Source organism: Pseudoalteromonas sp. 78C3 (genome assembly GCF_002836695.1).
GTDB classification, from domain to species: Bacteria; Pseudomonadota; Gammaproteobacteria; order Enterobacterales; family Alteromonadaceae; genus Pseudoalteromonas; species Pseudoalteromonas arctica.
Genome location: NZ_PJAV01000169.1, coordinates 71539 through 95239 on the forward strand (window position 1 = coordinate 71539; position 23701 = coordinate 95239).

16 protein-coding genes are annotated in these 23701 nt (G+C 38.3%); 12 read left to right on the plus strand and 4 right to left on the minus strand.

What is annotated here, in order from left to right:
* Window positions 1-12: 12 nt before the first annotated feature.
* Both CXF76_RS17010 and CXF76_RS17015 read right to left on the minus strand, forming a co-directional pair.
* Window positions 13-3300 carry a tetratricopeptide repeat protein gene (locus CXF76_RS17010; RefSeq protein WP_101164200.1) on the minus strand — a complete coding sequence of 1096 codons (3288 nt, stop codon included), beginning with the start codon at window positions 3298-3300 and terminating at the stop codon, window positions 13-15.
* Window positions 3300-6008, minus strand: coding sequence for an endo alpha-1,4 polygalactosaminidase (locus CXF76_RS17015; RefSeq protein WP_101164201.1), 2709 nt, complete (start codon window positions 6006-6008; stop codon window positions 3300-3302). The genes CXF76_RS17010 and CXF76_RS17015 overlap by 1 nt, the downstream gene beginning before the upstream one ends.
* A gap of 485 nt (window positions 6009-6493) precedes the next feature.
* Between CXF76_RS17015 and CXF76_RS17020 the strand changes: the two genes are divergently transcribed.
* The 5 genes from CXF76_RS17020 (at window position 6494) to CXF76_RS17040 (ending at window position 12449) form a co-directional block, all read left to right on the plus strand.
* Window positions 6494-8161, plus strand: a complete 1668-nt coding sequence (locus CXF76_RS17020) for a methyl-accepting chemotaxis protein (protein ID WP_101164202.1) — start codon at window positions 6494-6496, stop codon at window positions 8159-8161.
* Between the two features lie 106 nt (window positions 8162-8267).
* Window positions 8268-8783 (plus strand): MarR family winged helix-turn-helix transcriptional regulator, encoded by a 516-nt coding sequence (locus CXF76_RS17025; protein ID WP_232785131.1) that lies wholly within the window; start codon window positions 8268-8270, stop codon window positions 8781-8783.
* A gap of 133 nt (window positions 8784-8916) precedes the next feature.
* The gene (locus tag CXF76_RS17030) at window positions 8917-9531 is read left to right on the plus strand and encodes an RIO1 family regulatory kinase/ATPase domain-containing protein (protein WP_231388419.1); all 615 of its coding nucleotides are present in this window, start codon (window positions 8917-8919) and stop codon (window positions 9529-9531) included.
* A 448-nt stretch (window positions 9532-9979) separates the two neighbouring features.
* Window positions 9980-11332, plus strand: coding sequence for a magnesium transporter (locus CXF76_RS17035; RefSeq protein ID WP_101164203.1), 1353 nt, complete (start codon window positions 9980-9982; stop codon window positions 11330-11332).
* Window positions 11333-11387: 55 nt separating this feature from the next.
* Window positions 11388-12449, plus strand: coding sequence for a DUF21 domain-containing protein (locus tag CXF76_RS17040; RefSeq protein WP_024598984.1), 1062 nt, complete (start codon window positions 11388-11390; stop codon window positions 12447-12449).
* Window positions 12450-12481: 32 nt separating this feature from the next.
* Here CXF76_RS17040 and CXF76_RS17045 read toward each other — a convergent pair whose 3' ends face one another.
* Entirely contained in the window at window positions 12482-13087 is a 606-nt protein-coding gene (locus CXF76_RS17045; RefSeq protein WP_002958928.1) for a TIGR04211 family SH3 domain-containing protein, read from the minus strand.
* Window positions 13088-13394: 307 nt separating this feature from the next.
* On the opposite strand from CXF76_RS17045, the gene CXF76_RS17050 reads away from it, so the two are divergent.
* From CXF76_RS17050 to CXF76_RS17065, 4 genes are all read left to right on the plus strand, one after another.
* Window positions 13395-14918 (plus strand): CYTH and CHAD domain-containing protein, encoded by a 1524-nt coding sequence (locus CXF76_RS17050; RefSeq protein ID WP_101164204.1) that lies wholly within the window; start codon window positions 13395-13397, stop codon window positions 14916-14918.
* A complete protein-coding gene (locus CXF76_RS17055; RefSeq protein WP_024589295.1) occupies window positions 14919-15584 on the plus strand; it encodes an START domain-containing protein in 666 nt (221 codons plus the stop codon).
* Window positions 15585-15671: 87 nt separating this feature from the next.
* The gene (locus CXF76_RS17060; RefSeq protein ID WP_024589294.1) at window positions 15672-16481 is read left to right on the plus strand and encodes a phosphate/phosphite/phosphonate ABC transporter substrate-binding protein; all 810 of its coding nucleotides are present in this window, start codon (window positions 15672-15674) and stop codon (window positions 16479-16481) included.
* The gene (locus CXF76_RS17065; RefSeq protein ID WP_101164205.1) at window positions 16468-18699 is read left to right on the plus strand and encodes an ATP-binding protein; all 2232 of its coding nucleotides are present in this window, start codon (window positions 16468-16470) and stop codon (window positions 18697-18699) included. The genes CXF76_RS17060 and CXF76_RS17065 overlap by 14 nt, the downstream gene beginning before the upstream one ends.
* 39 nt (window positions 18700-18738) lie before the next feature.
* Here CXF76_RS17065 and CXF76_RS17070 read toward each other — a convergent pair whose 3' ends face one another.
* Window positions 18739-20256, minus strand: coding sequence for a S10 family peptidase (locus CXF76_RS17070; RefSeq protein ID WP_101164206.1), 1518 nt, complete (start codon window positions 20254-20256; stop codon window positions 18739-18741).
* A 365-nt stretch (window positions 20257-20621) separates the two neighbouring features.
* Here CXF76_RS17070 and CXF76_RS17075 point away from each other — a divergent pair, with 365 nt between their 5' ends.
* The 3 genes from CXF76_RS17075 to CXF76_RS17085 all read left to right on the plus strand — a co-directional run bounded on the left by CXF76_RS17075 (window position 20622) and on the right by CXF76_RS17085 (window position 23643).
* The gene (locus CXF76_RS17075) at window positions 20622-21845 is read left to right on the plus strand and encodes a response regulator (protein ID WP_024589291.1); all 1224 of its coding nucleotides are present in this window, start codon (window positions 20622-20624) and stop codon (window positions 21843-21845) included.
* Between the two features lie 220 nt (window positions 21846-22065).
* The gene (locus tag CXF76_RS17080) at window positions 22066-22404 is read left to right on the plus strand and encodes a P-II family nitrogen regulator (RefSeq protein WP_004587162.1); all 339 of its coding nucleotides are present in this window, start codon (window positions 22066-22068) and stop codon (window positions 22402-22404) included.
* A 9-nt stretch (window positions 22405-22413) separates the two neighbouring features.
* The gene (locus tag CXF76_RS17085) at window positions 22414-23643 is read left to right on the plus strand and encodes an ammonium transporter (RefSeq protein WP_010555509.1); all 1230 of its coding nucleotides are present in this window, start codon (window positions 22414-22416) and stop codon (window positions 23641-23643) included.
* Window positions 23644-23701: the final 58 nt, after the last annotated feature.

Genomic DNA, 23701 nt, shown 5'->3' on the forward strand with positions numbered 1-23701 from the left:
TCTCTCCTAACATTAAAAATGTACGTAATAACCTAATTGTAATTGTGTATCTGAGTTACCCACTTTATTACTACTTTGGTAACCCAGCTGTAATTTAAATAAATCATCGCCCAGTACAGACCAACCAGCGCCACTTGAAACTGATACATCTACTGTATCGTTAAGTGTTTGATAGCCAGTACTTATATCAAATAACCATGAAGGGCTTGCGCCTAAATAAGGAGGTTCTAAAGAACCAGTTGAAGCAAATGAGGTCCCTAGTGCAAAACGTCTAAATGGTTGAAGGTCAACTCTTAGCGGTCGTCTACTTGCATCTGTATTTATTAAGGCATTAACACGTTCAAAGTCTTGCCATTGCGCACTAAAATAAGCGTTCCAAATTGGGCGGTCTTTTAAAATGCTGTATTGGTAACGTGCATTATATTCTTGGCCATTTATTAGTGAGCTTCCATCGCTTCTTCGAGAAAAAGACATCGCTGCTGCTGATAGCTGTACGTTTTGTCTACCATCAATATTGTAGTTAACATAGGCCGTGGCTTTATCTAGCTGAGCATAGCTAAGTAGCGCTTCTGATTGGCGGTTTTCAACATTATATTCAAGCTTTAAACCTACCTGTGTACGCGAATCCCATTGATAACGAGAGTCCAAGCTAAAACCTTGACGGCTAACTAAGCTGCCTTGGTGAGAATCTATTTTTGCATCAAAATACCAACGACCAAATGTCATTTTATCTTCTATCGCAAACAGTAATCCGTTGTTATCAAGATTTTGCTGATTACTTAAACTTAATTTCCATTGCCCATTAGCATAAGGAAAATAAACGTTTACATCGTACTGGCTACTGTTTAAACCAGCCTCTGGCGATAGGTTTATTTCAAGCGCTCTAAAATAGGATGCGCGTGCATTTCTGAGTAAACTCAATTGCGATTCATTTGCCTCGCCAGTGAGTTCTTCGTACCAACGTTGCATGGTGGCATAGGGTTGTTTTAAATAGAGTAGGGCGTTTAGCTCATCTAATTTGCTTAGTGAACCTTCAGCGATAAGCTGTTTCGCTTTATTAAATTCGCCGTTGGTCATATAAAGTTGTAGTTTTTGCCATGGCTCTAATTTTTGTGCAGCCCTGCGCGCTAACCACCAGTTTGTTTGGGGCTCACCAATAGTGTCGGGGGCAAGTTCTTCCATTGTGTTTAATTGCATTAAATGAGGAACAGCCATCGTGCCCGCCCAGCGGAACATTAAGCCTCTGTATGCATATTTATCTTTAGGTAAGTGTTGCAGTAAATAGTGATTAAGTTCAGCAGCATTTGCATAGTAGCCAAGTTGTTTCATTACATCGGCTAAGTTAACCAGTGTTGTTAAGTCACTTGGATCTGCAATGGCTAATTTACGCAAATAAAAGTAAGCACTGTTATATGATTTATCATAAATAGATAAGCTTGCTAATAGCTGGGTCCACGCATAGGAAGGATCGCTTTGAGAATAGCGAGCTAAAATGCGGCCAATCATTACAGTGTCATGCATTTGCAGCGCTAACCAACCTTGTGCAAGCACAACATCAGAGTCATATTCGCTTAATTTAGCAGCGCGGTTTAAAGTTGTATAAGCTGAATTTAAATCACTTTGGTTTTGATACCAATTTGAAAGAATTAACCAAGCAGGGTAGAGGGCTTTATTGTAGCGCTGCTTATCAAGTTCAGCATGAATACGTGCAACTGATTTAGCATCATTTACTTGTGTACTTAATAATGCAATTTGAATCAATTGACGGTCAGTTTGCGACTCGCTTTTCCATAAATAATCAAGAAGCTCCTGAGGCCGACCTTCAAAGCGTAATTGTTGGTAGTGCAGCATGTCGCCTACGCTTAAAGGGCTTATTTTTTGTAACTGTTCTAATGCATATAGCTCATGAGCTTTGTCTTGGACTCGCATTGCCATGTCTACATTGGCGCTCCAAAACTCATCATCAGAACTTTGTTGTTTACTTTTTAGCACTTGCAGAGCTGTAGCAAAGTCATCGTTTAGCCAAAATGCGCGGGCAATCCAAAGTAAATCTTCTTCATTTTTAGGCCCTTTATATGTAGGCCACAAGACTCTTAAGGCTTTTAAATTACCAGTATCGTGAAGTACTTTTGCTTTCCAATATTGTGATAATGCACTTTTACCATTTATTTGCTCAAAGCGTTCAATATTGTTTAACTCTTGCTTTGTGTTACCAATAAATTCGTTAGCTTGCATCCAATTAGCAAAACCATTGCCTTTCAGACTTCTGTTTTGCGCCTTGTATTCGTATATATCATTAGCATCTTGGTATAAATATAAAGCGGTGGCATCGTTAATACTGTCGGTAAGCATCGCAGGGGTTACGGCTTTGTTAGACATTAGCCATTTAAATTCTCGAAGCGCTTCTTTAGGCTTGTTTTGCCAGCGTTTTATCTTCCAATTTAGTAAGTGTAGCTCTTTGTCATCTGGGCTCTGTAGTAATAATTTTGCGAGTAATTGTTCAGCCCCTTTTGCATTTCCATTTGCTAAACGCAGGTGCATTGCTTTTGTTAAGTAGTCGGTGTTATTTGGCTCAGCTTTTAATAAGCTTTCAATGGCTTGAGCTGCATCTTCTGTATTGCCAGCTAGGTTAGCTAAATAAAGGGTGCGTTTAACATCGGCTTTGTCACCATAGGTTTTCCACCATGCATAAGCTTGAATCGGGTTATTTGCGCCCAGTGCAGTTTCAATCGCTTTAACTGCAATGTCAGCATTTATATTTGTTTTATAAATTGCGAGTGCTTTGTCAGGTTCCCCTGCGCTTAACCAGTAATCGGCTGCAAGGAGTGGCTGTTTATTTTTTTGATAATACTGAGCAACTTTTGCGGTTAACCCAACGGCTTTTGCAATTGTCAGTATTTGTTCGTTCCAATTTTTATGAGCTCCTATTTTTAATGATAGCTCTTCAAAGCGGTCGTCAACTTTAGCACCACTTGCTAGCCATAATGAGTAAAGCAACTTTATTTCAAGTGTTGCTTTGCGCTCGCCTCTAGGTAGCTTTTCAAGCTCGTTAGTGGCTTGTGAATACTCACTAAGCCCTATATGTAGCTCAACCAATTTAGCGCGAAGCTTTTCGTTGTCGGGCTCTGTATTGAGCGCTGCATTAAGGTAAGATTTCTCAAAGGTATAATCTTGTGAAAGTGCATCATCTTCAAAAAATAAGGTATGGGGAAATAACGCATAAAGTGCAAAACAACTTACAGCTAGTATCGCTAATATTGTTTTTATAGAAATTAACTGAGGGCGCTTTTTAGTATTCATTATAGAGCAGATCCGTTGCAGTTAAGGTAACCATAAAAGTCACCTGTAGGTATTTTAAAATGTGTTATTTTACCCCGATTAATACCTTTGAAGCGCTCACCCAAATTAGATACAAATTCGCAAGAACGTGCATTAATTAAATCAAGTGAAGCGGGCACCCATGCTTTAAAACTAACCGGTCCGTTAACTTGCCAGTTATTAATAACAACATTTGCAGATGCTAAATAAGGTTTTTCACTATTTTGGCTATGATCAAAGCTAAGGCGAGCTATGTTATTTATAATATGTATGTAGTCACCTTTTTCAGTTACACCAGATACTCCTTCACTTTGAGCTATGTTTGGCACATCAAAATCGCTAGGTATGCGCAGAGTACGAATGTACTTTGAGCTAAATAACCATTCATTATTACTGTTTTTAGCAAGTGCAGAAAAGTAAAAATCTTTTGCTACTTTTGCATAGTGGCTTAAATGCACCGGTGTATTTGGCCTTGCTAAAACATAATCAATGTTGTGTTTAAGAGCGTCTAAGCCCGCAAGAACTTCACCTGAATAAAAGTGATAATAAATAGTGTAAGGTTTTAACCTATATGGCTTTTCTGTTATTTCGAATGTTTCGGTTAAGCGTCTAAAGCCGTAATAAGGGCCATGCCATAAGTTTGTGTAAACATTTTCATTTAATATGGGGGCGTAAATTTGATACAGCAAATCTCTTTCAGGGCGACCGATAGGGGATATATGTGTAAGGCTAGGGTTATCGGAATTTACATCAGTGTTGCCGCCATTTACGTTTAGCACACCAGCATCACGAGCCAGTTCAAGCGCTTTAGGGCCTGGTGTTGCATCGCCTGACCATAACATCATCACTGTTTTTTTATTTTTAGGTGTGAGTTTTTCATCAATGTACTTTATCGAGTCGGTAATTTCTTTTTTAAGGCTAATTGTGTTGTAGCCAGGCACGTCTAGATGAAAACCGTAATCTGTGTCGTCTTCATCTATTTTTTTTCGCCCAGATAGTGCTGTCCAAAAATAGGGATGACTATAAGTGTGTGAAGCAACTTCTACGTAAGGCAGGTTAAAAATACTACGCGCAATGCCTTCGAGTTTGGCACTTTGTTTAGAATGAATACCGCCTTCTTCAATATCAGCTTGGATCACTGATGACGTTAACGGTAGTTTGTAGTGTTTAATTATTTCATCTCGAATTACTTCTGCTGAATAAGGCTTACCTGCATAGTGGGCAACACTTGTAAATCCATCTCCATCGATATGCAAAGTAAGCATTCGCCTGCCGCTTTCGGTGGTTGTATCTGGCACTAATATAGGTGGTAACCCCATTGCTTGAGTAAGCAATGTACGCGGATCAATAACCCATTTGCTGCCTTCCATCGGAAATGTATCAATTAGCCAAGGAGCAACTACTACTGCACCATATTTAGTTTTAGCAGCTTGTACAACTATTGTGTCATCCGATGATTTTATTGTAATTAAAGGAGTCGCATCAGTTGATAATTTGAGTAAGTATGGTTTAACAATAGGGGGAGGTGTTGTGGACTCCCCTTTGAGCCAAGGTGCAAAGCTATCTTGTTTATATGGACCTTCAGGTAGTGTGCTTAACGACTCAATACCTAAGCTTAATAATAATTTAGTTGATTGTGGTAACTCGCCTAAAATAAGCTCTGGCACCACACCTAAATTAGCTTCAAGCCAATTGTTTAGTGTGGGTGTGTAAAATGCGTCGCTTGAGGTCCACGAAATAATACCAGCATGTAAGCTAGGATCAACTAAAGGTAAATCGCGCTTTGCCATATCTATGTAATCAGGTATGTACCCCAAATACTCAATCATGGTCGCAAGCTTTAAATGTACGGTAGTGTAAATGAGTGGCTTAACGTTACTGTTGTACGGAATGAGGATGCGTCTTGGTACTGGTGATATAGTTGATGTACCCCATGTTTGTAAGTGCCCATCAGTTACCCAGGGAATAAAACCTGCCTGTTTTATTTTTTGCGCCATAGCAAGACGGTTGTCAGGCTGTGCATAATCAATAACTTGTACTTTAAAACCAAGCTTTTGTGCCGTTTTTAATTGTGTACTTAGCCAAGCTTGATCGTTCTCGGTGGTTAATTTGTAGCTATTATTGATTGGGTTGTAATGGCTATATAAACCTTCAGCCACTAAATCACTGGCTAAACCGGTAAGTCTAGGTAGTAACTCAAAGCCTCGGTTGAGGATAAGGTGTTTATTAAACGTGCCAGACAGACTTTTTATAATTGCGACTAAGCCATTTTGTTGGTCTGATTTACTGTGCTTATCATCTAAAAGTTGATAGCTGTCTAGAGTATCTAAAAACAAGCCACTGAAGCCTCGTGCTTTTAAAGTAGCTGCGTTATTTTGCACATGCTGTTGCCAATGCGTAGATGTTAAATCGGCAATGTGGCTATTCCAATTAGGGTTAACTGCGAGTGAATACTCACTTTCAAGAAACGACTCACCAACACTTAAATAAGCATAAACAGCTATGTCACGCTGTTTAAACCAATTGAGTTCGTGCTCAGTCACAAGGTTAGGCTGAACTACAACGCGAGAATAAAAGGTCATTTCGGCTAGTGGCATCGGCGCTGAGTAGTAAAAAGCGATACTATTATTTACAGGTTTTGCGAATGCGTGAGCCGACACTAAAAGTGCAAGGTATAAAATATACTTCATTAATAATTCATTTTTATTTGATTATAACTGTGACTCAAAGTGATGTGTTCCAATTTTTATCTAGTTGTTTGGTATTAGGAATATAGGACTATTATATGTTAATGGAAGTTTGATATCTATATATTCATTATTTATATGAACCTAAAACCAATATTAACATGGCTAATGACTTAACTCATTACATACGAAGCAATTGGGCCGCTTAACACGCTATCAAATTAATTTTAGATCAATACAGCCGTTAGAATTTTGAATATAACAAAAAGGGTGGTAAATAATATATAGATTAATACAAAGGTCGCAGTGTTTTTAGTGTTCAAATACCTCCCTTGTGACTATAATATCAGCACGCAGAGCATGGTATGAGTATACTCCCACCAAATTTTTTATTAACTATGTTTTAAACCCAATAAAACATAGTAAACAGTCGTAATATAACTTTGGCAATTGTCGTTATATATGCATTTATACACCCCGGAGAAAAAATGAGTAATTTAAGCTTGAAAAACAAATTGCTGTTACTAGCTATTTTACCGCTAATGCTACTTTTGATCAGCTTAATGCTGAGTTCTTATTATTTAGAGAATAAAAATCAGCAACAAAATTTTGAAGCATTTCAAACTAAGTTAATAAGTGACAAGCAAACGTTACTAAGTACCGAAATTGAAATTGCTAGCAAAATTGTTCGCTATCAATTAGCAAATGGCTCTGAGCAAGATGCTAAAAACGCTTTAAGAGACTTAACATTTGGTCAAGGTGGTTACTTTTTTATATACGACACCAATGGCATTAGTGTTTTTCATGCATTACTAGGTGATGCTATTGAAGGGCAAAACAAAATAGGGATGACTGACCCTAACGGTAAAAAAATAATAGTGGGCTTATTAGATCAAGCTAGAAAAGGCGGCGGCGCTTTTAACTATCATTTTCAAAAACCAAATACCACAGGCTTAGTTGAAAAGATGGGCTATGCAGCAATGATACCAGGCACAAACTGGATGATTGGTACTGGCGCATATATGGATGATATAGATGCAGAGCTACTTAAATACCAAACAACAATGCAAGAGCACATGAATGATAAGGTAATGACCTTATTATTAATTGCTTTGTTTTGGGTTGTTTTAACAATTATATGTGCGTTAGTTGCCGCAAACACAATGGTAAAACCAATACAGCGCATGGCGCAAAGCCTTGACGATATTGCAAAAGGTGAGGGCGATTTAACTAAGCGTCTAGACATTGATACTAACGATGAAATAGGTCAACTTGGCGAAGCATTTAATATGTTTGTAAGTAAGTTACATGGCATTATTGCTAATGTGGTTGATGTAACACACGATGTAAAGACAGCTTCTGGTGACATAAATACACAAACACGATTAATTGAAGACAAGTTACTTAATCACAATCATGAAACAGATCTTGTTGCGACGGCTATTACCGAAATGTCGGCTACTTCTCATGAGGTGGCTCAAAATACAAACCAAGTGGCAGAGTCAACTCAAGCGGCAACGCAAGAAGTTGCTAAAGCTCAAGAGTGTGTTGATATTTCACTCAGTGAGGTTTCAAACTTAATGGGCGAAATTAACCTAGCTGCTGAACAGGTTGATTCACTCAGTGATCAATCTAAAAAGATTAATAGCGTACTAAGTGTAATTGGTGGAATTGCTGAGCAAACAAACTTACTTGCACTCAACGCTGCAATAGAAGCTGCGCGAGCAGGTGAGCAAGGCAGAGGGTTTGCAGTTGTTGCTGATGAAGTAAGAAGCCTAGCAAGTCGTACTCAAGTTAGCACATTAGAGATTAGTGAAATGTTGAGTGAGCTACATAACTTAGTATCAGATGCAGTTGCAGCAATGCAAGCAAGCCAAAGTAGTTGTAATCGCTCTGTTGAATCCTCTCGTGCTATTTCAGAAAGTTTAGGCGCGGTAACAAGCTCAGTTAGATCAATTAACGATATGAGTACGCAAATTGCGACAGCGGCGCTGGAGCAAAGTAGCGTTACAGAAGAAATAAACCGTAATGTATTTGCTATTCAAGAAATAGTTAATGAGCTAACTATTTCAAGTAAAACTACCTCTTCGGTAGGTCAGCATTTAGCTGGGCGTGGTGAAAGCTTAGGACACTTAGTTGGCCAGTTTAAGATTTAACAAAGCTCAAAGCCCTACACTAAAAGCAGCTAATAGCGGCTTTATTTTTGTGGGCGATTTTTTATAAAAATTATTGAATTTTTTGCATGCGTTAAGGTCTATCAGCATGCAAATATACCTATACAGTGAAATAACCATGCAAAACATGCCATCAATTAAACGTTGTACTCGAGAAGAGTTAGCGCCAGAGCAAGATTTGGGGCGTTTAGTCTCTTTTTTACGTTCGAGATTAGCCATTCATGTTGATGCCAAGTTACTTCCTATGGACTTAACTTCTGCGCAATATATTGTGGTTGTACTACTTGCGAGAGAGTCGGTTAATACGCTTGCAGGACTTTGCGAGTATATGGTTTATGATCGTGGCGCTATGAGCCGCTTACTAAACCGACTTGAAGAAAAAGGACTCATTATTAAAACGCAATGTGAGCTTGATAAGCGCTCAACTATTTTGTGTTTAAGTGAAAAAGGTAAAGCTCTTTGTCCTGAAATTATGCCTGTAGTGAACGAAGTCTATGCGCAAGCATTAAGTGGTTTTTCAGAGCCAGAAAAAAACCAAATAATCGACTTACTATTCAAAGCTATAAATAATCTTGATTCACTGCCAGACTCGCCCCAAAAGTAGATTATCAATAAAATAGCGATACTGTTTCAATAGAAAGTTAGCGTGCTAATTAGTTGATCTGATTGTGCGCAGAATCTAACTTTGATAATATAGTTGCCTAGGCAATTAAAGTTATCATCTTGTTAGGTTTGTTATGATTGAAAATAATTTGTTAGTACAATTACAGCAGCAATATCCAGAACATACTTTTATGCAACATCACTTAAGTGTTGTCCATAAGGGACGTTTTGCTAACGCGATTGTGTATCGATATAAAGATAATGAATTTGATTTAATTGTTAAAGATTTTAGCCAAAGCCCGTGGTTTATCCGCAAAACATTTGCACGAATGTCGGTAAATCAAGAGTACAAGGGGTTGAGCCGTTTAGCTGAGCTTGATGCAGTTGCTAACCGCTTTTGTAGATTGTCGCCGATAGCGGTTGCTTATAACTATATTGAAGGCACGCCACTGCGCGCTTTAATTCATGAAGACAAAACACTACCTGTTAACTTTTTTAGTGAGCTTGAGCGTCAAGTAGCAAAAATGCATCGCAAAGGCATCGTGCATTTAGACTTGCGTAATATGGGTAATATTTTATGCGGCGCAGACGGTAAACCTTATTTTATTGATTTTCAGTCCACTATTAGCTTTTCTCGTTTTCCACGTTGGTTGCAACGCTTTATGCGAGGATCTGACATGTCAGGCGTATATAAAGCATGGAATAAATTGGGTGAGCAACCTCTGCCACAAAAAAACAAGACTATTTAGAGCGCTTTAATCACGTGCGTAAACGCTGGATTTTTAAAGGTTACCCAATACAGCGAGGCTATGCGTGGGGCGCTGCACTTATTACTCAATTTGTAGATTCTGACTTAGTACGAAATATTACTGATAGACTTTAATTTAAAGCATAAACCGTAATTTAAAAACACCTAATTCATTGTGTGATTTTGCCCATATTAGCCTAGCTAATATGGGATTTTTTTTATTATAAGTAATCCCTTTGGTTTGCTTACTTGTTGTTTAATCCCTCAAAAACAATTCCTTTTACTGTTTTTTTAATTTTTTAAAATAAATATTAGTACTGCATTTAGTTTGCCCATACAATGCGCAAAAATAGCTTGCGCATGCTTAATAAGTTCACGTTTTTTCTGCAATTTTTTATTGTTCAAGTAGACTATAAATAATGTGCGCTTTTAAATTTTAAGGTTTTAAGATGATTGAGTATCCGGTAGACCAACTTCCACAGCTCATAAATGATTTATTGCAATGCGATACAACAGAACGCAAAAATAAATTATTAGCAGATGCGCAGTTAACGCTTTCAACAGAGCACCTGTCATTACTTTTTGAGGCGATACCAAAAGAACAACGACTTGAAATTTGGCAGTTGCTTGATGAAGACACGCAACACGAAATTTTTGTTAATTTAAGTGAAGATAGTTGTTTGTGGTTGCTGCAAACGCTAGAAGACACTGAGGCTTTTAAACTTCTTGATGAAGTTAATGTAGAAGAGCTACTGGAACTTGAAGAAGTTATACCAGAGCGATTTGTTGAGTATGCAAAAAAGCAACTCGATGAAGCGCAAACCAAACAATATGATTTAGCGCAGCAATACCCGCCAGAACAATTAGGTCACTGGTTAGGTTTTGACTTTTTAAAAGTATCGGAGAAGCTAACAGCCGGTGGTGCTAAAAAATTGCTACACAAAGGTTTACCGCAATACAGTGAAGTTATTTATTTAGTAAGCCGCAAGGGTAGTTTAATAGGTGAGGTTGCGGTAAATGATTTAATAAAAGCCAGCGACACCGATAACTTAATGACATTGGCAAATCATGACTTTTCATTGCTCCATGCTGATGATGATTTATATGAAGCGGCAGAGGTGGTGATCCACAGTGAAAAAATGGCACTGCCAGTGGTTAATGCTGATAACAAATTACTTGGGCGATTAACCATTGCCTCTGCTTATGAATTACGACAAGAAGTTGCTGATGAAGCAGCCGCTAAAGCCGGTGGTTTACGTGAAGACGAAGACCTGTTCGCAAGTGTGCGAAAAAGTGCTAAAAACCGTGGTATATGGTTAGGTATTAACTTAGCAACTGCCTTTTTAGCGTCGTGGTTTATCGGTTTATTTGGCGCAACGATAGAACAAGTTGTAGCACTAGCTGTATTAATGCCAGTGGTCGCTTCTATGGGGGGAATTGCAGGTAGTCAAACATTAACCGTTATTGTGCGAGGTTTAGCGCTTGGACAGGTTACAGATTCAAACCGTAATGCGTTGCTTAAAAAAGAGCTGCGTGTTGGCGCTGTAAATGGCTTGGTATGGGCGTTTGTAATCGGCCTACTTACCTTTTTATGGTTTAACGACTTAATGCTTAGTATTACGATTACGGTAGCCATATTATTGAATTTAGTGGCCGCGTCACTAGCAGGTGTTGTTATTCCGTCTATTTTAGACAAAATGAAAATTGATCCTGCGTTATCTGGTTCGGTAATTTTAACTACCGTTACCGATATTGTTGGGTTTGTTACCTTTTTAGGTTTAGGCAGTTTATTGCTTTTATAAGCCTTATACCAATTCGCTTAATTAAGTGAATTGGTATTACTAACAGGAAAATACAATGACCTTTGAAGTCATGATTTGGTGTGCAATTGCTTTGTGTATTTCACAATCGGCAATATTTTCGGGCTTAAACTTAGCGTTTTTTTCACTAAGTAGGCTTCAGCTTGAAATGGAAAGTGCAAAAGGGAACGAGGCGGCCATAAAAGTCATGGCCCTTCGAAACGACTCTAACTTTTTATTGTCGACTATTTTGTGGGGCAACGTAGGTATTAACGTACTACTTACACTACTTTCTGATTCGGTATTAATGGGCGCAAGTTCGTTTTTATTCTCAACTATCGCAATTACTATTATTGGTGAAATAACACCGCAGGCCTATTTTTCGCGTAATGCGTTAAAAATGGCGAGCCTACTTTCGCCGTTAATTAAGTTTTATCAGATTCTATTTTATATAGTTGCTAAGCCAACGGCTTTAATACTCGATGCATGGTTAGGCAAAGAGGGGATTACGTACTTTGCTGAAAGTGAGCTCAGAGGTATTATTCGCAAACACATAGAGGCTGAAGAAGCTGATGTTCAACATGTTGAGGGAATAGGCGCACTTAACTTTTTTAGCTTAGATGAAATAAGCGTAACCAAAGAGGGTGAGGTAATTGATCCAGACTCTATTATTGCTTTGCCTACTAAGCTTGATTTACCTATTTTCCCAGACCTTACATTAACAACTGATAATGAGTTTTTACGCAAACTACATAAGTCAGGTTATAACTGGGTGATCATTACCAATGAAGACGGTTGGCCTTTATTAGTGGTAGATGCTGACGGTTTTTTAAGATCAGCGTTATTTGAGCCAGATACGTTTGACCCTTATCATTATTGTCACAGACCTATAATTGTTGCTGATGAAGCGATGCGTTTGAGTGAAGTGATTTTAAAAATACGAGCTAATCATTCTTTAGATAAATCGTTTGATGGGGCCATTGATCACGATGTGGTATTAGTGTGGAGCGACGTGAAACGCATTATTACCGGCGCTGATATATTTGGTCGGTTGCTCAAAGGTATGAGTGCACCAAAACTCGAACTGCATGAAAATACAGAGAATAAAAAGCCGCTATAAAGCGGCTTTTTTGTATTTAGTTGGATGGAGCTTTACGCCCAACCTTCGTAGCGCTTACGACGTGACAGCACTATCGTTAATATAATACCTAAAAACAGGCCTAAAAACGCAATAGCACCACCGTAAGTCAGTAGCTGGCGTTTCTCTTTTGAGCTAGCAGCTTCTTTTTGAGTGCGCTCTTGCTCTAGCGTTGTTTTAAGCTTAGTAATTTGAGCAGATAACTGCAGATTTTGATCTGTTAAAGTTTGGTTTTGTTCTTGTAGCTGTGGAAGTTCTATTTGAGCTTGGCGTAGCTTTTCTTGCATAGTGCTCATTTCGCTACTTAGTGTTTTGTACTGTTGGTGTAAGCCCGCTGTTTTAGTAATAAACTTAGTTTCTATCCAGCCTTCGCGGTCTTTATCATCTTTAATTTTTATAAAGCCGTTTTCTTCATTTGATAACAAGGTTAACTTTGTTCCAGCATCTACAGAGCCGAGTAGTCGATAATTTTTACTCGCCCCAGAGCGCATAAAAGTGTATAGATTATCGATAATATAAGCGGTGTTTGCATTCGTTGAATTTGCAGGTTGTGCTTCTTGTGCATAACTCATGAATGTGGTGGCTGTTAAAAGTAGCCCTAATAAACAATGTTTTAGCATTTATCTACCTTGTTGATCTAACTGCGTCCGTTATGAACGTGATTTTTATTTCACATAAGTAGTTAGATAGTATGGATTAAATAGATCAATAGCAAGACTGATATTGTAACCCAGTACGGTAACGCAGGAGTAGTTATCGAGTCCACTAGGTTACAAGCCTCACGCTATGATTAAATTGCTCCTAGATAGAACGAAATTTAATCCACAAAGGTCATCAGGCCCTAAAATAAGGTTAAAAAATTTGCATTGTTAAGGCGCTTTGTTTATTTTGAGCACTTATTTATTTTAAAGGTAATCCGCAAACCGAATGGATACTGAGATAGAACTGAAATTTTTGGTATCAGATGCCGTTATTCCACTGATCCCCTCGTTAATTACTCAATTTGCAAAAACGGTGAAGAATAAACCGTCTCGCAGCTTACAAAATGCATACTACGATACGCCAAGCAGAGAGCTTAGAGCGCTTGATATAGGCTTTAGAACGCGTTGTTCTGACAGCGAATGCGAGCAAACTATAAAGCTTGCAGGTGAAGTGGTAGGTGGTTTACACCAACGTCCAGAGTACAATTTACCAATTGAATCAAGCCGCCCTAATTTAATGGCGTTTGATGCTGATATTTGGCCTCATGGCATGCAAATAAGCGCCATCTCAAAAAACCTGTATCCAATATTTAGTACTAACTTTATTCGTCGTACTTGGTTAATTGAAACCGAAAGTGGCGCTAAAATTGAAGTCGTACTCGATAAAGGTGAAATTGCGGCTTCGGGTAAAATTGAAATTATTAGCGAGCTAGAAATTGAGCTTGTTGAGGGCAGTCGTAATGAGCTGTTTGCATTTGCAGATATACTAGTTAGCCAAAACTGCATACGCTTAGGTTTGTATTCTAAGGCCGCGCGTGGTTATCGACTTGCTGATGAAAAACCTTTAATGCCAAGCAAATCTATTGGTTTTGTACAATTACCAAAGTCGACTACTCAAGAACGTGCTTTAGTTGAAGCCATGAACTTTGGCATTCGCTTTGTACAAAAGCACGAGCAATGCTATTTCGATAAGCCAAGTTTAAAAACACTTAAACGCGTAACTGACGGTATCAGTTTAATCCGCCATACTTTTTGGCTATACGACGATATAGTATCTAACGAAAGTACAGAGCACTTACGTACCGAACTTAAATGGTTATTAAGTGAGTTAGCGTGGGTAGAAAACGCGATTCAATTAAAAACCTACACGTCTAAACGCCATGCTTTTTATAAAAAAATTAATGCGGCGCCAGCACTTGCTCAAGTCATTGGCGACTTAAAAGAGTTACAGCCAAGCATTGACGATATAAATGCACTGTTTCACAGCGCACGTTATAATCGTTTATTACTATCGTTAACTACCTGGTTAATCGATAAGCAATGGCGTAAAGACTGGGGGCAAGCAGAGCTTCAAGCGGCTGAGCAAAATGTGTCGTCTATTGCCAATAGGCTTTTTAATAAAGACTGGAAAAACCTGCACGAGTTGCTTCCAAAGGAGCAAACACTCGATGTCGCTTCGTATTTAAACCTGCGAACTCAGCTTGAAAATAGCCTACTGAGCGGTAACTGTTTAGGATCGTTATTTGATAAAGAAGAACGCCTAGAGTTTAGATTGCCTTGGCTTGATATTTCTCATGGTATTTATGAATTAAGTACGCTTGAGTATTTAAAGCAATTATGTGCAGGGCAAGAAGACGAACAGCTTGCTAAAATCCAGTCATGGCTTGAACAAAAGTCTGAATATTTGGTCAGTGCCATGGAGCAAAGTCGCCTTGCTTCACTTGACATAGAACCTTACTGGCAAAAATAAATGATGCGCTTTTGTAATAAAATTCAATTGCAAAAGTGTTTATTCGTTATTTTTTTATTAGTTAGTTTTAACACTTACGCTGAGCCCATGTGGCATTTGTATAAAAACAAAAATGGCGTAAGTGTGTATTATCAAAGCCACAGTGATAATACCTTTGAAGTAAAAGCGCAGATGAGCGTGACAGGCGTATCCACCAATGAGTTTTTAGAATTACTTAGTGATACCGATGCCGCACCCCAATGGCTCGAAAATATATCTCAGGTAAAGGTTATTAAGCACATAAGCCCATCAGAAAATTTAGTGTACAGTTATTTTAATTCTCCTTGGCCTGTTAGAGATAGAGATAGCATTACTTATTCTTGTTATTCACAGTTAACTGCAAATAAAAGCCAATTGCTTATTAATGCTCGCCCTAATAAGCTGCCCAGAAATAATGGCGTTATAAGAATTACTACTTTAAATGCACGCTGGCTACTGAGTGAGGACAAAGGCCGCCTTGATATTGAGTACCAAGTATATGCTTTGCCTGATGGGGCAATACCTACTTGGCTAAGCAATAAGGTCGGATTGAAAAGTACTTACACCACATTTATGAACTTGCATCATATGCTCACAGATAAAAAATACACTCCAAAACTACCTGTAATCAAAGCAGGTCAATGCTAAATATCGAATATATAATAATTTAATGGTGTGTTGAGTAGTCTTTAACTACGCTTAAGCAATAATGACACGCTATTATTTGGAGAATTGATGAAGTATTTAGTGGCTATATTATGTTTGATACACAGCTCATTCTTATTAGCTCAAGAATATACCTTTGGTGTAGTGCCGCAATACGAGCCGCAAAAGCTAAATACTATTTGGCAACCTTTGTTAAAGCAAGTAAGTAAGCAAACGGGAGTAACAATAAAGCTAATTACAGTTGAGTCTATTCCTGTATTTGAAAAAGCCTTTGCTAATGGCGAGTACGACTTTGCATACATGAACCCATGGCATAGTGTTGTAGCATACGAAAAACAGGGATATTTACCATTAATAAAAGATGCAGGGCGAAAGCTGCAAGGTATTTTGCTCGTAAACAAAGACAGTGATATTGATAATTTAAGTCAACTAGAGGGCGCCGAAATAGCATTCCCTGCACCTAACGCATTAGGTGCGTCATTATTAATGAGAGCTGATTTAGCATTGTTATACGGGCTAACAATAAAGCCTGTATATGTCCAAACTCATCCATCGGTATATTTAAATGTTGCACTGCACTCAACAATGGCGGGCGGTGGTGTAATGGGCACATTTAAACAACAACCAGAAAGCTTACAAAATAAACTCAAAATTCTTTATAAAACGCGTGAAATTAGTCGCCACCCAATTGTCGCCCACCCAAGGGTTGATGCTGCAATACAGTTAAAAGTGCAACAAGCTATTTTAGATATAGGGCAAAGCCCAGAGCATAAACATTTGCTTGCAGGTATCCCAATTATTAAACCTAATATTGCAACTTTAGCTGAGTATCAGCAGTTAACTCAGTGGGGCTTACGCTCTTTTTATGTTGAAAATTAGAGGGTTTCGTAGCCTAAGGGCGCAAAGCTTTATTGTGGTATTGCTTTGTGGCTTGCTTATGGCCTGTCTTTTTATGTTTTACGCCTTACCTGAGCAAGCGCGTTGGGTAAACGATGGCCTTTCAAAGGCTGCTCAGCGTTCTTTAGCGCAGTTGTCGACTTCTATAACGACTCCGTTGTTAACTAGGCAATATGCAGAGCTATATGAAGAAATAGACAGTCAACTTCAAACTCGCCCTAATTGGAAAAGTATTAAAATTGTTGATGTTGATTCAAAAAACCAATTGTATCCGCTTGAGAATTGGGTTGGAGCAAATGAAAACGGCGACATGCTGTTATCTCAACAGGTGGAGTTTTTAGACAAACCGCTGGCTAATATTAGCTTGGTTGTTAATTTTACGAATGAAATTAACGAATCTTCAAAACTTCATTACACCTTAATATATATACAATTTATTATTTTAGTTATCGTTTTTATAGGTTTAGCTTGGCTGGTGGATTACAGGGTTACATCGCCTTTGAGGACGCTAAAACTTGGGTTTTCACGTTTAGCCAAAGGCGACTTTGATTGCCATATAGACAAACAACAACAAAATGAAGTGGGCAGTGTAATAAATGCATTTAATAATATGGTTGATGAGGTTGCGAATAACCATCAAAAATTAAATGCATTACGAATTCAAGCTGAGTCTGCAAGTAAAGCAAAGTCAGATTTTATGGCCAGTATGAGCCACGAATTAAGAACTCCATTAAATGCAATTTTAGGCTTAGCCCAGCTGTATGGATATGATGAGAATGCTAATAAAGTACAAAAAGAAAACGCGAAAAGCATTTATCAAGCTGGAGAGCATTTACTATTACTTATAGACGATGTGCTTGATTTAACGGCTATTGAGTCGGGTAATATGCAGTTTAGTTTTTCTTATGTGCCTATTAAAAGCATATTAGAAGAGTCAGTAGAGCTTGTCACTGAGCTTATTAAAGGGCAATCAATAACACTGCAAACTCACGGTTTTGAGTCCTTAGAAGGATTGAGTATTTATATTGATCAGCGCCGCTTTAAACAAGTGATGCTTAACTTGCTTTCAAATGCGATTAAATACAACAAACCAAATGGCAGCATTAATATTAATTGTCGGGTGTTAAGTAATAAACAATGCGAAATAGATGTAATAGATACCGGATGTGGATTTTCTCCAGATGACATTTCTCGCCTATTTAAACCTTTTGACCGCTTAGGCGCTGAAACCAGTAAAGTAAATGGAACCGGTATTGGTTTAGTGATAACTAAGCAGCTGGTAGAGCGTATGCAAGGGTCTTTGAGCGCACAAAGCGAGCAGCACAAAGGTTCTTGTTTTACGCTAAACTTTAACAGTTTTGATCAAACTGACTTGCCAGCACAAGTGCAAGCCCCTCAAATAACACAGCAAAGCTTAAATGCGGTAACGCTTCCTACGCTTGAGGTTTTAGTGGCAGAAGATCAAGTTACAAATCAGCAAGTGTTAAAACAGCAATTAACTATGCTTGGAGTGTGCTCTACTTTTGTAAGTAACGGTGAGCAAGCTTGGGAGGCCATACAAAATAAACGCTTTGATTTTTTACTAACCGACATTCAAATGCCCTTACTCGATGGGTTAGGGTTAGCCAAAAAAATAGGCGAAAACACTCATTTTGATGAACTGATTATAATTGCAATTACGGCCAACATTACCAAAAACAACATAGATAATTGTTATGCTTGTGGAATGAATGGCTTTTTAACAAAGCCCATTGAGCTTGTTAAATTAAAGTCGTTATTGATGGAGCATTCTCAAACTATGGTCAATACACGTTCAGAAAAATCAGATGGTGAAAATATAGCTTCAGATAGTTTTGATCAATTAGATATTACGCTACTAAAAGCAATGCTTGGTGATGATCCTAGCGTACATTGCATGGTATTTAATGCGTTTTTACAAACAGCAGGGGAGCAAATTAAATTAGCTAACGCGTATGCTAAGAGTAAAAACTATGTTGATTTAGCTTTTCAGGCTCATGCATTAAAGTCGTCTTCAAAGTCTGTGGGGGCTATTGAGTTGGCAAATATATGCCAGCAGATAGAAACACAGGCAGAAAACGAAACAGTCAAAAATGAATATATACAGCAGCTGGAAGAGCGCTTTAACGATGTAGTCACACAACTTAAAAGCTATTGTTTACGATATGAAAAACGCACATAAAAAATGGCTCTTAAAGAGCCATTTTTTGTTTTAGGTATATTAGTATTTAGCCGCTTGCCCTTTTTTGGGTAAAGCGTGCTGTATAAAGTCACGTAAATCGTTATTAGAGCTTTCTAAATCAGCGTGGCGAAGGTACATCATGTGTCCGCTTCTGTAGCCTTTAAAGCTCAAACGGTCTTTCATTTTACCGCTTGGGTCTAATTGCCATAACGTATATTTAGCGTCAAAGTAATTGGTTGCGCCATCAAAGTATCCTGATTGGATCATCACGTTTAAGTAAGGGTTTTGCGCCATTGCTAAACGTAGATTTTCGCCTGTATTATTACCGGTTCTATCCCATGGATGGACATTACCAAATAAGTTATATTTTACATCAGTTTTATAGTTTAACTCTTCACGTAAGTAGTGATTAATTGCAGGAGTGAAAGAGTGTAACCAAGAGGTAAGTTCAGCCCAGTAGTCTGGGGACTCACCTGCGTCGCGTTTATCCATTCCTAAATAACGAGAATCTAAGCGACCTATAGTTTGACCACGTTCACGTAGTAGCTCTTTCCAGAAAAACTGAGTTGGAATATCTAAGTTATTTTGTTCAACAAATTTTTCTGATAAGCCAGCGTAGTGCGCCATTTTTGTAATTATGCGTCGCTTTTCATCAGCATTAATAAAGCCACCTTTAGTAAGCGCAGGGATTAACTCATTTACAGTAAACTCTTCAACTTCAGGTAATAACTCATCAAGATCTTTAGCTTGTAAATCGGCGTTAAGTGCTTTGTGATACCAAGCAGTCGCTGCAAAGTAAGGTAGGCGGTTAGCGGCTTTAATCGGGCCGTCGCGCTTAATACCAATATCAGTAGGTGATACGAGAACAACACCGTTTATGTACATCCATTGACTATTTTGAAGCTCATGAGCAAGACCTGATACACGTGTTGTACCGTAGCTTTCACCAATTAAAAATTTAGGCGATCGCCAGCGCTCAGCTCTATTTACAAAAGTATTTAACCACTCAGCAAGGTATTTAATATCGGCATTAACACCAAAAAATATCTCTTTTTGTTTTGCTTTAGAAGGAAGTTCGCCTTTTTCGTTTTCAAGTACGCGAGAGTAGCCTGTATTTACAGGGTTTACGTAAACAATATCGGCAATATCAAGTACAGAATATGGGTTGTCTTTTACGCCATAAGGTTGAATTGGATAGCCTTCGTCATCAATTTTTAATACGCGAGGGCCAGTATAAGCAAGGTGCATCCATACAGAAGCCGAACCTGGCCCGCCATTAAATGAAATAAGTAATGGGCGAGTTGTCCTGTCGTCAACTTTGTCGCGTGTATAGTAGGTGTATTGCAATGTCGCAACCGCGTCGCCTTTATCATCCCATACAGGTTGTGTGCCTGTGGCAACGGTGTAATTAAAGCGTTGACCGTTGATTTTAGCTTTATGTTGAGTAACAACTTTGCTGTCTACATCAATACGACGTTGGTTATCGGCAAGCGTGCTTGTACTGATTATTAATGCAATAACAGTTATCGGTAAACTGATAATACGACTAAGCTTCATTAGGTGTCCTTATTATTGTTGATACACCATTAAAGACATTAATGAGTTAAATAACAAAAGTATTGAGACTAGTGGCCGATAATACTAGTTAAGTAAGGTATTAATGCGCTTAGAGACGCACGCTAACCACTTTTATAGTTATTTGGGATTTGGTTTCTTTATTTAGTTAATCACAGAATTCAGGTATATTGCGGGCCTACTTGTATTGATTTTATATACAGGCTATCACCAAAAAAATCTAATGGATTACGCTTTCAAGCACATAAGTGCACTCTACACCGGATGTTTATGACTAATGCTATTGCAGTAATAGCGTTGTATTTGTCGTTTTGTTACAAAATTAATTAAAGGTAAAGAGAAGCTTTATGCAAAGAGTATTAGTGGTTGAAGACAGTAAAGTAGTGCAGCAGGTGCTTCGCCACTTAACTGCACAATACCTTGATGTAGCAATTGATTTTGCTTGGTCTTTAGCAGAATGCGCTACGTTCGTAGAAAAGCACGATTATACGCTTGCGTTAGTTGATTTAACTTTGCCAGATGCTCCGCACGGTGAAGTTGCAAAATATACTTTATCTAAAAAAATTCCTACGGTTGTTTTAACCTCAAAAATAGATGAGTACAAGCGCCAACAAATGCTTGAATTGGGCGTAGTTGATTATGTTATTAAAGATAATCGCGATTCTTACCATTATGCCGTTAAGCTCGTTGCGCAATTACTCAGAAATCAAGGCTGTAAAGCACTAATAGCAGATGACTCATTACTTAGCCGCTCGTTAATGAAGCAAATGCTAGAAAAGCAATTGTTTGATGTAACAGATGCCCATGATGGACAACAAGCACTCGAAATATTAAAAGCTAACCCTGATATAAAGCTACTTATGACCGATTATGCTATGCCCTCTATGGATGGCTTTGAACTAGTCAAAGCGGTACGTAATTTTAGAGGACGAGACGACTTAGCAATTATTGGCTTGTCGGGCGCGGGAAAGCATGGCCTATCAGCACGATTTATTAAATATGGCGCCAATGACTTTTTAACAAAGCCATTTATGAATGAAGAGTTTCATTGTCGAGTACTTCAAACAATGGAGCAACTGTCGTTAATTTCAGATATTAAAGAAAGCGCACATAGGGATCACTTAACAGGGCTTCATAACCGACGCTACTTTTATCAATATGCAGAAAAGCTCCTTAAAAGTAAAAACCAGAAAAATACTTTGGCATTGCTTGATATCGATTTTTTCAAAAACATTAACGATACATTAGGCCATGAAGGCGGCGATCAGGCTTTAAAGCAGGTTGGTTCATTAATACGATCTACGTTTTCAAAGTTTACGGTTGCACGGGTTGGCGGGGAAGAGTTTGCCATAATATTACCTGAAATAGAGCTAGAACGCGGTCGTGAATACTTTGAAGCATTTAGGAAAAAGATGGCTAGTTACGATTTTTCTATTAGCGATAAATCAATTAAAATTACCACCAGTATAGGCTTGGCTGACTTTCAAGACACTAGTCTAACGCAGGCTATGCGTGTTGCTGACAAAGCATTATACGAAGCTAAAAACCAAGGCAGAAACTGCGTGGTATAACCCTTCTTAAACAAAACTAGGTACGTGATAAATATATAGAGATATAGCACGCACCAATGTAGCTGACTTGTTAAATTAACGCACCTAATTGGTGCGTTTTTTTTGATCTTGAGTTTGTATTTTTTACTAAGTGGCTGTTTTTAATTGATATAAAATAGTGGCACAAAGGTTGGATTGTTTAACCCAATAGGATAACAATAAAGAGTCCGAGGGGGCCGCTATGAAAATGATTAGTGCAATCATAAAACCATTTAAATTAGACGACGTGCGTGAAGCACTCGCTGATTTAGGAATTGAGGGGATGACAGTAGTTGATGTTAAAGGTTTTGGACGTCAACGAGGTCATACTGAGTTATATCGTGGTGCAGAATACCAAGTAGATTTTATTCCTAAGATCAAACTTGAAATTGCAACTCGTACTGAAAATTGTCAACGCGTTGTTGAAGCAATCACTAAAATTGCATCAACAGGTAAAATTGGTGACGGTAAAATTTTCGTGTACGACTTGGATCAAATTGTTCGTATCCGTACTGGCGAACTAGACGAAGAAGCAATTTAAGGGGGTCTCATGGAAAATACAATAATAGAACTAAAGTTTTCACTCGATACCTTCTATTTTTTAATATCAGGTATATTAGTAATGTGGATGGCAGCAGGTTTTGCCATGTTAGAGGCGGGCTTAGTTCGCTCTAAAAACACAGCTGAAATTTTAACTAAAAATGTCGCGCTATATTCAATTGCATGTACGATGTTTTTATTAGTTGGCTACAACATTATGTATGTAGACAATGCCGAAGGTGGTTTTATTCCTTCAATAGGCGCTTTAATTGGTACACAAGCTGCCGATGCTGACCATTCTTTAGAATCTGACTTTTTCTTCCAAGTAGTATTTGTTGCAACCGCTATGTCGATTGTATCGGGTGCTGTTGCTGAGCGTATGAAACTGTGGGCTTTCCTAGGTTTTGCTGTAGTACTAACTGGTTTTATTTACCCTATTGAAGGTTACTGGACATGGGGTGGTGGTTTCTTATCTGAAATGGGCTTTGTTGATTTTGCAGGTTCTGCAATTGTGCATGGCGCAGGTGCAGCGGCTGCACTAGCTGGTGTATTAATCTTAGGTGCTCGTAAAGGTAAATATGGTAAGAACGGTGAAATATACCCAATTCCAGGTTCAAACTTACCACTTGCTACACTAGGTACATTTATTTTATGGATGGGTTGGTTTGGCTTTAACGGTGGTTCTCAATTACTACTTTCGGATAAAGAAAACGCAACTGCAGTAGGCCAAATATTACTTAACACCAATGCAGCAGCTGCAATGGGTGCTATTGCAGCACTGTTTGTATGTAAAGTACTTTGGGGTAAATCAGATTTAACCATGGTTTTAAATGGTGCATTAGCTGGCTTAGTTGTTATAACAGCAGACCCTCTATCTCCATCACCATTAATGGCATGTCTACTTGGTCTACTTGGTGGTGCACTTGTTATATTTAGTATCATAGCACTTGATAAAGTTAAGATTGACGATCCAGTGGGTGCTATCTCTGTTCATGGTACGTGTGGCGCATTAGGTATTATGTTAGTACCGCTAACCAATGGTGACGCAAGCTTTGTTAATCAGTTAACGGGTCTAGTATGTATTCTTGCCTTTGTATTTGTAGCATCATTTATTGTTTGGACTGTGCTTAACAAAACAATGGGTATACGAGTAACCGAAGAAGAAGAACTAAACGGTATGGATCAACACGATTGTGGTATTGAAGCCTACCCAGAGTTTGTTTCTGTTCGAAATAGCTAATAGTTTATTTAAATAATAGTGTGTTTACACAAAGCCCTACTTCGGTAGGGCTTTTTTT